The 12242-nt window shown below is 44.5% G+C and carries 12 protein-coding genes; 2 read left to right on the top strand and 10 right to left on the bottom strand.

Translation table 11 applies throughout. The annotated features are described in order from the left end of the window. Positions 1–11: 11 nt before the first annotated feature. The 8 genes from IEW26_RS17540 to IEW26_RS17505 form a co-directional block, all read right to left on the bottom strand. The gene (locus tag IEW26_RS17540; RefSeq protein ID WP_188593258.1) at positions 12–1187 is read right to left on the bottom strand and encodes a M20 family metallopeptidase; all 1176 of its coding nucleotides are present in this window, start codon (positions 1185–1187) and stop codon (positions 12–14) included. Beyond that, positions 1184–2110, bottom strand: a complete 927-nt coding sequence (locus tag IEW26_RS17535; RefSeq protein WP_188593257.1) for a sugar phosphate isomerase/epimerase family protein — start codon at positions 2108–2110, stop codon at positions 1184–1186. The genes IEW26_RS17540 and IEW26_RS17535 overlap by 4 nt, the downstream gene beginning before the upstream one ends. Next, on the bottom strand, positions 2107–3078 hold the full coding sequence (locus IEW26_RS17530) for an NAD-dependent epimerase/dehydratase family protein (RefSeq protein WP_188593256.1): 972 nt from the start codon (positions 3076–3078) through the stop codon (positions 2107–2109). The genes IEW26_RS17535 and IEW26_RS17530 overlap by 4 nt, the downstream gene beginning before the upstream one ends. Then, positions 3075–4439: an MATE family efflux transporter gene (locus IEW26_RS17525; protein ID WP_188593255.1), complete on the bottom strand. Its 1365-nt coding sequence runs from the start codon at positions 4437–4439 to the stop codon at positions 3075–3077. The genes IEW26_RS17530 and IEW26_RS17525 overlap by 4 nt, the downstream gene beginning before the upstream one ends. A 40-nt stretch (positions 4440–4479) precedes the next feature. Then, positions 4480–5679: a UDP-4-amino-4,6-dideoxy-N-acetyl-beta-L-altrosamine transaminase gene (gene pseC / locus IEW26_RS17520; protein ID WP_188593254.1), complete on the bottom strand. Its 1200-nt coding sequence runs from the start codon at positions 5677–5679 to the stop codon at positions 4480–4482. A 263-nt stretch (positions 5680–5942) separates the two neighbouring features. Beyond that, positions 5943–6419: a GNAT family N-acetyltransferase gene (locus IEW26_RS17515; protein ID WP_229729902.1), complete on the bottom strand. Its 477-nt coding sequence runs from the start codon at positions 6417–6419 to the stop codon at positions 5943–5945. Between the two features lie 354 nt (positions 6420–6773). Continuing rightward, positions 6774–7904 carry an NADH-dependent flavin oxidoreductase gene (locus IEW26_RS17510; RefSeq protein WP_188593253.1) on the bottom strand — a complete coding sequence of 377 codons (1131 nt, stop codon included), beginning with the start codon at positions 7902–7904 and terminating at the stop codon, positions 6774–6776. A 288-nt stretch (positions 7905–8192) separates the two neighbouring features. Further along, a complete protein-coding gene (locus tag IEW26_RS17505; protein WP_111269389.1) occupies positions 8193–8870 on the bottom strand; it encodes an SOS response-associated peptidase in 678 nt (225 codons plus the stop codon). 227 nt (positions 8871–9097) lie between these two features. On the opposite strand from IEW26_RS17505, the gene IEW26_RS17500 reads away from it, so the two are divergent. After that, a complete protein-coding gene (locus IEW26_RS17500; protein ID WP_188593252.1) occupies positions 9098–9619 on the top strand; it encodes a zinc metalloprotease in 522 nt (173 codons plus the stop codon). A 74-nt stretch (positions 9620–9693) separates the two neighbouring features. After that, on the top strand, positions 9694–10359 hold the full coding sequence (locus IEW26_RS17495; protein WP_188593251.1) for a hypothetical protein: 666 nt from the start codon (positions 9694–9696) through the stop codon (positions 10357–10359). A 133-nt stretch (positions 10360–10492) separates the two neighbouring features. On the opposite strand, the gene IEW26_RS17490 is transcribed toward IEW26_RS17495, so the two are convergent. Both IEW26_RS17490 and IEW26_RS17485 read right to left on the bottom strand, forming a co-directional pair. Further along, positions 10493–11542: a sensor histidine kinase gene (locus tag IEW26_RS17490; RefSeq protein ID WP_188593250.1), complete on the bottom strand. Its 1050-nt coding sequence runs from the start codon at positions 11540–11542 to the stop codon at positions 10493–10495. Further along, entirely contained in the window at positions 11539–12240 is a 702-nt protein-coding gene (locus tag IEW26_RS17485) for a response regulator transcription factor (RefSeq protein ID WP_188593249.1), read from the bottom strand. The genes IEW26_RS17490 and IEW26_RS17485 overlap by 4 nt, the downstream gene beginning before the upstream one ends. Positions 12241–12242 lie beyond the last annotated feature (2 nt).

Below are 12242 nucleotides of genomic sequence, written 5' to 3'. Positions count from 1 at the left end.
GTGCCTCCCAATTATCTGAAAAATTCGATCAAATACGCTTTTAGCTGTTGTGCATAATGTTCAACTTCACTTATCTCAATATATTCGTCCTCGGTATGAGCTTGAGCCAACCGGCCTGGTCCAAAAATAACGGTCGGATATCCAAAATGATGGAATACGGAAGCATCACACGCGCTAGGAAATTCATGCTGTTCCGCCCCGCGGCCAAACTTCAAGCCATCGTTTTTCATAGGTTCAATCATCAAATTGGGATAGTGCACAGTGTAAGGTGATAATGCCTGCCTGAGATTGTTCTGTAACGTTTGGATCGTATATCTGCTGTCACTGGCCATCACGCCTTCAAGGATCAAGTCCTGAATTGGCAGGCTGGGATCAGACCCGCCCGATATCGTACCAACATTCATATACAGTCCCTCGTGCTCTTCTTTGAAGGAATAAAGTGAATTGAATAGTGCATTTAAATCTGCAAGCTGGTTGTGCTCTTGTGCATTCATGTGTATGTTTTTAGAGCAAATTTGAATTTTGAAGGGAAGAAAACCAAGAGAAGAAGTACATATGGTTGTATTTGTAGGTTCAGCAATAACGACTTCCATCGGTTCGCGCCCGTCAGGGAAATAGCCATTTTTGTTAAGCCACTCACAGGCTCGAATAGAGCCGTTGCCTCCAATTTCCTCATCGATGACGGAAGTGAAGATCAATTTTCCTTTATTGAATCGTTCTCTGATCAAGCTCAAAGCATAAACGAGAGTGCTAAGCCCGAGCAGCATATCCGTAGCTCCTCTGCCTAGCATCCTGCCTTCTACAATGTTTCCACTAACATTCCAGGGTAATTCCGTTTCTTGGTTACCGTTCAAAATGTCTACATCAATATGGCCATTTAAGATTAACGTCGGGCCTGGATGCCCCGAATCAGCAACAGCATATAAATTGTGCTTTGTCATTTCGAATCCATCTTTGTAAAAACGGTTATACTCCCAAGGATGCCGTATAAAGTCTCTACTGACCAATTGAGATACGGTGAACACATCCAAATAAGTTGTCCATCCCTCTTGCTCCAGCTGCTTCTGAATCAGAAGCTGAGCTTGTTTCTGAGAATCAGGTCTGTTGTAGGTTGGATGCAAACGAATGAGTCTGGAACCCAGATCAAGAATACGTTCATGGATTGGATCAGAAGCTGTAGTTATCATAAAAAAGAATGCTCCTTTACTACCTTTTGTGCCCATTCCAGCATTTGAAGAACATAGTAGCGATGTGTATAGTCTTTTTCTGCAATTTCAAAAATGATCGCTTTATTGCTTTTTACAGCATCCTCGTAGATTAACCGCAGAGCCTTCTGGTACATGCTCTCTTCCACACAGCTTTCCACAGGAAGCACACCTTCTCTGCAAGTGGTCTCGGTAAAAGGATTAGCCATTTGATCAAATGCAGAAAAGTGCCAGTGTTTAATTTTGTTTATAATCCTGGTAAAATCCATGTAGTCGCACGGCTGATAACTAGGAAGCATATCTCGAAATACTGGATCATTACTGGCATAATGCATGGTGTATACTGTATTGAAATAATGGCAAATATCCCATGTGATACCTACGTTCTGGATATCTATCTCTTGGAAATCCTCAGTAAATAAAAAAACAGGGTCGGCATCATCATACAAATTACCGATAGGTGGTAAATTTTCCAAGCAGACTACTACATTACTTCCAGCCTGATAGATGACCTCTTGCAAGCAATCGAGGAATCTCGACCTGAGCTCTTTCAAATTTTGATGTTTACATTCTTCCAACAGATATAACTGATTGGCATGAATCACCACATGAGGAATACCAAGCTCCTCTGAGCGCTTCAAGGTTTCGATCAAACGTGATCTTACGAAAGGGTCCGTCACAATATTGCTATTGTTCACAGGAAAATGAAAGCTTGTATTGCGGCCGCCAAATAACTCAACAGCATGACGGGTATTTGTCCAGACTGAATCCCACGCAGCCCCCATCAAATCTTCGCGATTAAAAATCGTAGCCTCTACTTTTCCAAATATATCTTTATAACGGGATTGAAGCTGATTGTCATATATAGCGTAGAATGAGAACCCAAAGAGATTATTGGCGGTCATTGCGGTATCCCCATTTTTTCGTTGCTCTCCATCTTTTTCGCCCAAGTAATATACTTTTTCAAACCTTCGCGTAAAGATACAGATGGCTCATATGCAAGATAACTTCGAGCCTTGGAAATATCGACTGTTCTCTGCTTCACATCTGGTTCATCCGAGTGCGAGATTATAATTCTGGACTTCGATTCCGTCAGCTCCACAATGAGATGCGCCAAATCTTTGATGCTGCATTGTTCGTTCGGATTACCCAGATTGAAAGACTCTCCCTCATATTCGGAATGTAAAGCATGGATAACCCCGGAAACAAAGTCGTTAATATAACACCATACTCTTGTCTGCTCGCCTGTGCCGCTAATCAATAAATCCTCGTTTTTAAGCGCTTTGCGAACCAAACTGGATATTGCATTATTTCCAAATCGATATTCTCCATAGACGTTAAACGGCCGAATAACAATCGTTGGGATAGACTCCTCCCTATGATAGGCATATGTTAAATGTTCGCTTAATACTTTGCTTGCAGCATAACACCATCGTGCGGTCTCCGGAATTCCGATGGTAAACTCGTCGGTTTCCTTGGCGGATACAGTGTATTGTCCATACACTTCACTTGTACTGAACGTGAGGAATTTTTTGAGATGTTTCTGTCTACTTGCGAGTTCAAGCGAATACAAGCAGCTAAGATAATTAGTATTGATGGTAAGAATGGATTCCTGTGCCACCTTGTTGATGCCTAGAATAGCTACTGCATGCACAATATAATCGTAATCTGTACCCAAATCCAATACACCGGAACGATCCGCAGCATTGACTTGTACATAATCAACTTGGGTTATCCCTCTTAAATAAGCAACGGTTTGCTTAAATGGGACGGCATCAGCAATAGTGACCTCGTGAAATGGTGCAAGTGCCTCTGCAATAGCTGAACCTATGAATCCGCCTCCACCCAAGAGCAAGTATTTCCTTCTTCTCATATACTCATCTCCTTTTCATTGGACGACCGTATTTCGGCTTTAACCAGTCCTTTTGTAACCCAACCCATTCTCTTCCATCTGAAATAAAAAATTAAACCTCTTAACCACTCATCGAGAATAAAAGCAAGCCATACTCCCGCTAATCCGTATCCAAGTACATTTCCCAAAATAAATGCAGCGGGTACACATAATCCCCACATGCTGATTAAACCCAGTAGCGTTGGAAATCGGATATCGCCGGATGCCTTCAACGAGCTACTGAGAACAAGATTAAACGCTCTGCCAGGCTCCAATAAGATAGACAACGCAAGAAGTGTTTTGCCGGTTTCAATAATATCTCTGTCCGATGTAAACAGCCCTAGCACAGTTTCTGATAAGAAGTAACACACAAGTGCAATGAGCAATGAGATCAACGATGAAACTTTCAGGCTGAAAATGGCTTGGTCATGCGCTTTTTGATGTTCTCTTGCCCCAACGAGATGACCTATCAAAATTTGTGTTGCTTGTCCCATGGAATAGGAGAATATCATAATCAGCAGCATAATATTGTAAGTAATGACCTTGGTTGTAATCGCGATTACTCCGAAAAAAGTGACAAAATACGTAATCAGGATTTGGGAGGACTGGTAGGAAAAGCTCTCCCCTGCTGTCGGGATGCCTACCTTTACAATAGATTTCCAATCCTGAATATAGTGGCGGCCTTGCAATCTCAGCTTTAATCTGAGCTTGCGCTTGTATAGGTAGACTATACAAATCATTGCCAACAAACGACTAATACACGAGCTGATTGCCACACCAGTAAGACCCGTCTCGGGAAAACCGAGAAATCCGAACAACGCAATGCTGTTCCCTGTTACATTAACAACGTTCATTCCCACCACAACAAACATCGGTTCCTTGGCGAAACCATAGTTTCTCATTGTCGTACTGATACAAATCAGAATTGCCTCAAAAAGAAGAGAAACGCTCACAATTTGCGAGTAACGAACACCAAACTCGTAAGCCTCAGCTGAAAGATTGAAGAGATTAAACAAAAAAGGTGCAGAGAAAAAAAGTATAAAAATAAGAACTACGCCGATAAGGCCATTCAGATATATAGAGGATTGTGCAATATTAGCGGCTCTTTCACGCTGACTTGCTCCAAGCATTTGAGCGATCAGTATGCCAGACCCCATGGCCATAAATTCCAGGATAATAATAAACATTCCAAATATTTGTGATGATATGCCTACAGCAGCGACAGCTTGTCCTGAATAATGTGAGAGCATTACTGTGTCAACGTTACCTAACACGATATGAAAGAAAGCGTCCATGAAAATAGGCCAGGTTAAACGAAATAAGTTGAGCTGCTTTGGCTGCAATACAACATCCTCCTTTGAGTTAAGCCCAAGCATGTATGCATTACTTCAAAAAATAGTTATATACCTTGACAACGGCATCCACGACATCCTGCAAATCGCGATCCGTCATCAGAGGAAAAAGTGGAATTGTAATCAGCTCCTCATATACGGCTTCTGCATTAGGACAAATGCCTCGTTGATAGCCCAGTGACTGATAATAGGGATGTAAATAAACCGGAATATAGTGAAGATTGACCCCGATATTCTCTGCGAGCAAAGCTTGAAAAATGGTATCGCGGCTTACGGAGAAAAAATCTTTTTTCCATCGCAAAGGATATAAATGCCAGCTTGATGATACTTCTTCAGCTTGTTGCTGGAATGCTAATCCTGGCATCTGCTCGAAGGCCTTATTGTACAGAACCGCTAATTCTCGCCTTCTCTTCACAAATTGCTCCAGCCTTTTTAACTGGCTTGTGCCTAATGCAGCTTGTATATCAGTAATCCGGTAGTTATAACCAAGGAACTGCATTTCGTAATACCATTTTGGAGAATTTTGCTGTTCCAGCATCTGTTCATCACGTGTAATTCCATGATTTCTAAACATTAACAATTGATGATAGAAGTCCTCCCGATCCGTTACAACGGCCCCGCCTTCTCCTGTAGTAATATGCTTTACAGGATGAAAACTGAAAATGGTCATGTCGGTTGACATCCCAGGTCGCCGCTCTTTATAGATTGAACCGATCGAGTGGGCAGCATCACGAATGGTGACAAGCCCGTGATTGGAAGCCATGTCATAAAGCTCGTTATATTGAGCAGGCTGTCCGGCAAAATCAACAATGATCAGCGCCTTCGTATTTGGGGTGATTTTCTTATAAACCTCTTGAGAATCGATGTTGAAGGTAAGAGGATCAATATCGGCAAAAACCGGCTTTCCGCCTGTATATAATATACAGTTGCTGCTTGCTGCAAAAGTCAGAGGCGAAGTAATCACTTCACTTCCAGTCTCGACGCCAGCAGCAAAACACGCAGCATGCAGCGCAGCAGTACCACTGGAGAATGCTACAGCGTACCGAGTACCTGCCTCGCGAGCCAGTGCTTCTTCGAATTTTGGTATTTCAGGACCTGAGGAAAGAAAGTCACTTCTTAAAACGTTGACCACATTTTCAATGTCGGTCTCGTCCACCCATTGTTTTCCATACGGAAGCATTTTTTCTCTTACAGGTTTGGCCCCGTACATAGCCAACTGTTCTTTTTGCATATTCAGCATGCCAATCTCCTCTTTTCCAGTTAGGTAATGAGCAATTTCAATATAGTCGAAAACGTTTTTTTAATGGTGCTGGAAAAAACCATATTTATTCTTCAATCTAGCAAAATTCGACTCGATAATTGAATATATATGGTTTTTATTAAAATATATAACATTTTTTTCATTGTATCACCGCGTTCGTATATTGTAAATATTTACAATAAAAGAAATAAAAAGGCCTGAAACAAGACATTACATCTTGATCAGGCCCTTCGCTATTTCGAATTAACTTCATGCTTTTCCATCACAATCATATCCACGGCCCTAATGCCGTTCTCCCAGATCTCTTCAGGGTAATCCAGGAAAAAATCTTTTTTTATATCACATATTCGAAACCCCAGTTTCTGATAAAATGCGAGATTGTTGATACTGGAATTGGCTGTTCCCACGACAAAATGTCTTATTCCACGCTCTTTATGTAAGGAAATGGCTTTGTTTATCAACAATTTGCCGAGCCCTTGACCCTGGTGGTCAGGAGAAACGGCAATATTCTTTATTTCAATCGATTCACTGTTAAGCCTCACCGTCACAATCACACCCAAAGCAGCATCAGAATCATTAGAAAGGCACAACACATCCCCTTCCTCTAAATATTCCATGACTTTCTCCTCTGATTCATCAGCAAGCAGCAGCAATGGCATCATTTTTCTTTTTTCCAATTGATCCTCGATTGGATATATTCGTTTATTCAAATCTAATCCCCCTTGGTGTAAATAATGTTAGTTATATCTCTTTTTATGTAATATAATAACAAATTAAGGGTATGATTACATATACATTTTTCATTCCAATCATTTGCACCTTAAATACATCATTGTTTTTTGATATCTACATATATTCACTCTATTCTCAATAAATAACTTTAACATTAAATAAAATGATATTTTTAGAAAATTCAGTCCGATGTAATGGTTGGATTACATCAGAAGGGGATCACTACGGAGTCACTGATAGTGTTAAATCAAAAACGGCATGAGTTTCATCACTCATACCGTTTCTGATTGGCAACCACTGTTCTCCTTCTTCAAGCGGGAGGAGAGTATTTTTTATTTATCGTCAACCAAAGGGAACCAGCCTGGTGTGTGGATAATGGCATTCCACAAGCCGTCCGGAATAACCAAACGCTCCTGATCCGATTTGGTCAGCACCGTCTCGATGTCCTCTTCCCGTCCACTTTCAATCTTCTCCACCCAGTCCGGCTCGATAATCAGCTCACGCCCGATCGCCAGCAGCGGCACACCTGTCTCCAGCGCTTCTGCAGCCTCGTCAGCCGTGTGAATTGCGCCGACACCAATGACCGGCACTTTACCACCAACCCGATCCAGAATGTATTCAATTCTGGCGCGAGTATCCGCTTCGCCGCGTCTTGGCTTCGACCAGAACTCATTCAAGGAAACATGCAGATAGTCGAGATTTTTTTCTTTTAACGCATCGACCAGCGCATATGTGTCTTCCATTGTCAAACCTGGTGTTTCAGGCTCTTCTGGCGAGAAGCGGTACCCTACTATGAATGGAAGCTTGGTATGCTCGGCAACGACACGCTGCACCTCCTCCACTACAGCGATCGGGAACGCCAAACGTTTCTCAACACTGCCACCCCAGCGGTCTTCCCGGCGATTGGAGTGTGGAGAGAAAAACTGCTGGATCAGATAACCGTTGGCACCATGAATCTCGACGCCGTCAAAGCCCGCTTCAATCGCACGGCGAGTCGCTTCGCCAAAATCACGAATGACCGAAGTAATATCTTCATCCGTCATTTCTCTTGGCTCGGGTGAGCCTGGACGTTCACTTGCAACCGCACTCGGTGCAACCACCTGCCCGGCAGGGACAGCCTGCTCCGGAGTCAGTCGGCCAGCGTGGAACATCTGCAGCACTGCTACAGAGCCTTGTTGTTTGATGGTTTCAGCCAGACGTTTCAAGCCTGGGATAAAGCTGTCGTCATAAGAGCCGAATTGCGCCGGAAAACCGATGCCGTTTGGTGTCACATGTGTTACCGCTGTAACCGACATCCCAGCTCCGCCTGTACGGCGTGCATAATACGCCAGCTCCGCATCCGATACCGTACCGTCTGGATTAGAGGACATATGAGTCATAGGAGCAAGCACGATCCGGTTTTTCAGTGTAATGCCGCTAGGCAGTGAAACAGATTCAAACATTTTCGAATACTTTGGATTCATTCGTGGTTCCCTCCTGATTAATATCTCTTTAATTAGATATATGGATATATGCATTTTGTTACTGTAATGATTATAGTTACGTTTCGAGCCAATTGCAACTTTTCCTTCATGAGCACCACGCAGGCCCCGGATGAAAGAGCAACAAAGAAAAGGACAGAGCGTCCTCGGACTCCCCATCCTGATGTTTAAACCCGTTCTTCACATCCTGTTGTTTAAACCCGCTTTTAGTATCAGAAACACTCCACAAGCTGTATCATACAGGCTGCCTATCTCACACTGCTGCTTGGTTCAGAAGCTTCGGACATACGCCAGCTTTTGCTCCATCTCTTCCACACACTCATAACAATCATGCTCGTCGTTGGCTACCATGGGTGTGACCGGATACAGGTTCATGTCGGTACGATTATATGTCTTGAGCAGTGGAAGCAGCTGTGTCACCCTTGTATTGGCAGGGTCCAGCCAGGTGTTGATTTCATCCTCTGACAGAATTGCCGGCATTTTATTGCCAAACTCACGAGTCACCAGGTTCGCGCCAGCCATGAGCATCGTGCAGGTACGCAGCGGCTGCTTGCGTGTATCCTTCCAGATTTCATACAGGCCAGCAATGCCGAACAGCCCACGATCCGGCATCACCACACGCACCGCATAACGCTTTTTGCCTTCCTGACGCCAGTAATACAGTCCATTGCACGGAATCACACAGCGTTTCGTTTCAACCAGCTTGTAATATGCCGGGTTCTCATGCACCGTCATCAGGTTTGCATTGACCGCATCCCGTCCCCAGAACGGGATAAATCCCCACCGGAATTCATCCAGCACACGCTCCCCGTCCTGATGCAGAATAATTGGCGTATGCTGCGTCGGGCTGATATTATAGCGATTTTTATAATAATACATCACACGTTCGATTTTAAAATGGTCCCGCACCTCGTCCAGATCGGCCGCAAGGGAAAAACGTTCACACATATCTTACACTCCTTTTTCCTGTCAGGTTGAGTATATTGTTTGTAAAAAGAAGGAATTTATGCATACATTCCACCAGACAGAAAGTGACTTGTTGTGACAAGCCTTCCCAAGCGGCTCACGATTTTTCCTTTTTCCCCCGACAAAAACAACGACTTGGGACTCATTCCATTCACACATATCCTTGTTACGATAATAGAGAAAATATACATTTATTGGAGGTTTTTAGCATGAAAAGGAAGTTGTTGATGAGCATCATGTTATTCTCTGCCCTCGCGATGTTTGGAAGCACCGTCTTTGCAGCCACCTTTCTGAGTTACGGCTATCCCAGCTCCACCGTCCCGATCCGTTCCTACAACTATGCTTCAGCATGGCAAGTCCCAATGGATACTTCCATTGCCAACTGGAACAATGCCGGAGCCAAGGTGCAATTTGTCAAAACCAGTAACTCATCCAACACGATTACCGTTGGCAACTTCAACAATACCGCTTATGGTGTAAACTACGCCTCCGTCTCCGGCAGCCAGATCGTGAGCTTCCGCGTTGAACTGAACGCCTCTACCATCACAGTTGACGCCTCCAACCTGCCCAACTTCATCCAAAGTGTATTTGTACATGAACTCGGTCATTCCATCTGGCTGGGTGACAACCCCACAACGAACAGCCCTTCCATCATGTCTTACTCGCGTAACCGGAATTCCATGACCCAACCGCAAGCCTTTGATATCAGCAATGTCAGATCCCGTTATTAATCCCATAAGCCCCATGTATCGCATGAAATGAATTCGCAGGTCCAACACCTTATATCCAAGGAGGATTCCGTTCCATGAAAAAGAATAGAGCACTTACGCTGCTTGTATCATCCATCTTCATTTTATCTGCTGTCGGCTGCTCTTCCATGACCCCGGCCGCTTCAACCACCAACGCTCCCGTAAAGATCATCGCATCCGAGGACTACCCCAGCTACGGCAGTGTGGATGCCTTGTCTGAGCGAGCCAATACGATTGTGAAGGGCAATGTGATCCAGACCCGTGTTCAGGCACTGGATGACATGGCTCAGGCAAACTCCTCTGCACCCAATGACATCAATGCAGCTGAAAGCGCAGTGAACGAACAGGTCTCTTTTGACAAAATCTATACAATCTATACGGTTCAGGTAACTGACTCCTACAAAGGACGTTACACAGCAGGGGATCAGATCGAGGTCAAGCAGCTCGGCGGCCAGCTGGGAAACACCGAAATTGTAAATGATGACAGCGTCAAGCTGATACCGACCAAAGACTATGTGCTATTCCTTGAAACGTATGAGGACACACCCGCCAGCCTGCTGAATACCGTTCAAAGCCTCTATGTCATCAAACCTGCTTCGAAGTCAAACCAGCCAAGTGAGCATAGTGCCTCCGACGTGATTATCAGTGCAAATCCCGAGAACGATCTGACCTTGAGCCTTAGTGAACTGCAGCAGATCAAAGACGAACAATCCAATCCATAATCATTTTTCGGGCCAACCTCTCGACATACTGCTTGCATCCTTTGGTTCTACATAAAAGACAAAACGTGCGCTCGGTCATCCGGGCAGCACGTTTTGTGGTCCATCATCAAAGACATCGCCTTGGAATTAATCTCTAAAGGTTTGAGCGACTGACATAGACCGGAAGGGTAAACCAGAAGCAGCTACCTGCTCCCTTTGTGCTCTGCACCCCGATTTCGCCTCCATGCCCTTCAACAATGGATTTGGCTATAGCCAGCCCGATTCCCGCGCCACCATTATTTTTACTTCGAGATTTATCAATACGATAAAAACGTTCAAAAATACATGCAGTCTCTTCTGCATCAATGCCCTCTCCCTCATCTATTACTGCAATGCGTATACATTCTTCCTGTTGGGTGGCAGTCAGGATGATTTTGCCTTCAACCGGAGAGTATTGAATCGCATTTTGCAGCACATTGGACAGAACCCGCTTCATCTGAGCAGGCACCATCAAGGCAGCGGGCAGTCGCTCAGGCAAGTCGATCTCCACATTCAGCTGTTTCTCCGCAAGGTGAAAGGAAAAACTCTCCAGTGTGCTGAGCAGCAGCTCATCAACATGACCAGGCTGCGGATCGAATTTCTCCCCTTTTGCTTCCAGACTGGACAGATCAAACAAGTCCTGAATGAGCCCGCCCAATCGCTTCGTTTCCAGACGAATCGTGTTCAAATATCGTTGAAAGGTGACTTCATCCTTGATCACATCATCCTCCAGCGCTTCAACAAAAGCCTGAATCGATGCCAAGGGTGTACGTAGGTCATGTGAGACATTTGCAATTAATTCACGTCTGGCTGATTCCGAGTGATGCAGATCGTCAAAGCTTTCCTTCAGTCTGGAGCTCATTTCATTGAATTGCTGTGCAAGCAGCTTGAATTCCTGCGGACCGACGAGAGGGACTTCCGTCTGGAAATCCCCTTCGGCCAGTCGCTTGGTGCGTTCTGTAATTCGTGCGATGGATTTCTCCAACGGTTTGGTCAGTACATATTGAAGCACAAATGATAATAAACCTATACCGGCACTTATAGCCGATAACCAATAAAATTGCTCAATGGTTAGCAGCATTTTGGAATAACTGACAAACAAACAAATCAACAGCACGCCAATCCCCGTAAGACTGGACACGACCAGATACGTACGCAGCTTCATGAGCCACCTGCAAACTTGTAACCGATACCCCAAACGGTTTTGATATATTTCGGATCTGAGGCATTCTGCTCAATCTTCTCCCGTAATCTCCGAATATGCACAGTCACCGTGGTTGTATCTCCCTCATAACTGAAATCCCAAATTTTGCTTAACATCTGAGTACGCGAAAACACCTGTCCAGGGTGACTTGCCAGCAAATACAACATATCAAACTCCGTCACTGTCAAGTCAATGACCTGTCCGCCGATTCCTACCTCACGTTTTACAAAATCAATCGTCAGCCCTTCATAACTAATCGTATGCATGGGAGTAATAGCGGATGTGGCCTGTGCCGTTCGCATTCTCCTCAAAATAGCCTTGACACGCAGAACAAGCTCTCTTGGACTGAACGGTTTCGTCAGATAATCATCTGCTCCCATGGTCAGTCCCATCAGTCGATCCTGCTCTTCTCCGCGAGCCGTCAGCATCACAATCGGTACATCTTCGGTTTGCCGAATCTCGTTACAGACCTCCCAACCGTTTTTACGAGGCATCATCAGATCAAGCACAATCAGACCCGGCTTGTGACTTCGCCACAGCTCAATTGCTTCCATGCCATCTGTTGCAGTGACAACCGTATACCCTTCCCGTTCCAGATATCTTCGGCATACGTCTGTAATATTGCTATCATCATCGGCAACCAAAATCCGTTCATTCAATC

Origin of the sequence: Paenibacillus silvae, assembly GCF_014639235.1 — a bacterium.
Taxonomy (GTDB): Bacteria; Bacillota; Bacilli; order Paenibacillales; family Paenibacillaceae; genus Paenibacillus; species Paenibacillus silvae.
Note: the sequence above shows the minus strand (reverse complement) of the source record. Positions and strands in the feature narration are given on the sequence as shown.

What these genes read in the sequence shown, in the direction of transcription:
- pseC (WP_188593254.1), bottom strand. Translation starts at nt 5,679, where the DNA reads ATGCAAAAAGAACAGTTGGCTATGTACGGGGCCAAACCTGTAAGAGAA.
- IEW26_RS17500 (WP_188593252.1), top strand. Translation starts at nt 9,098, where the DNA reads ATGAAAAGGAAGTTGTTGATGAGCATCATGTTATTCTCTGCCCTCGCG.
- IEW26_RS17505 (WP_111269389.1), bottom strand. Translation starts at nt 8,870, where the DNA reads ATGTGTGAACGTTTTTCCCTTGCGGCCGATCTGGACGAGGTGCGGGAC.
- IEW26_RS17495 (WP_188593251.1), top strand. Translation starts at nt 9,694, where the DNA reads ATGAAAAAGAATAGAGCACTTACGCTGCTTGTATCATCCATCTTCATT.
- IEW26_RS17530 (WP_188593256.1), bottom strand. Translation starts at nt 3,078, where the DNA reads ATGAGAAGAAGGAAATACTTGCTCTTGGGTGGAGGCGGATTCATAGGT.
- IEW26_RS17535 (WP_188593257.1), bottom strand. Translation starts at nt 2,110, where the DNA reads ATGACCGCCAATAATCTCTTTGGGTTCTCATTCTACGCTATATATGAC.
- IEW26_RS17540 (WP_188593258.1), bottom strand. Translation starts at nt 1,187, where the DNA reads ATGATAACTACAGCTTCTGATCCAATCCATGAACGTATTCTTGATCTG.
- IEW26_RS17490 (WP_188593250.1), bottom strand. Translation starts at nt 11,542, where the DNA reads ATGAAGCTGCGTACGTATCTGGTCGTGTCCAGTCTTACGGGGATTGGC.
- IEW26_RS17510 (WP_188593253.1), bottom strand. Translation starts at nt 7,904, where the DNA reads ATGAATCCAAAGTATTCGAAAATGTTTGAATCTGTTTCACTGCCTAGC.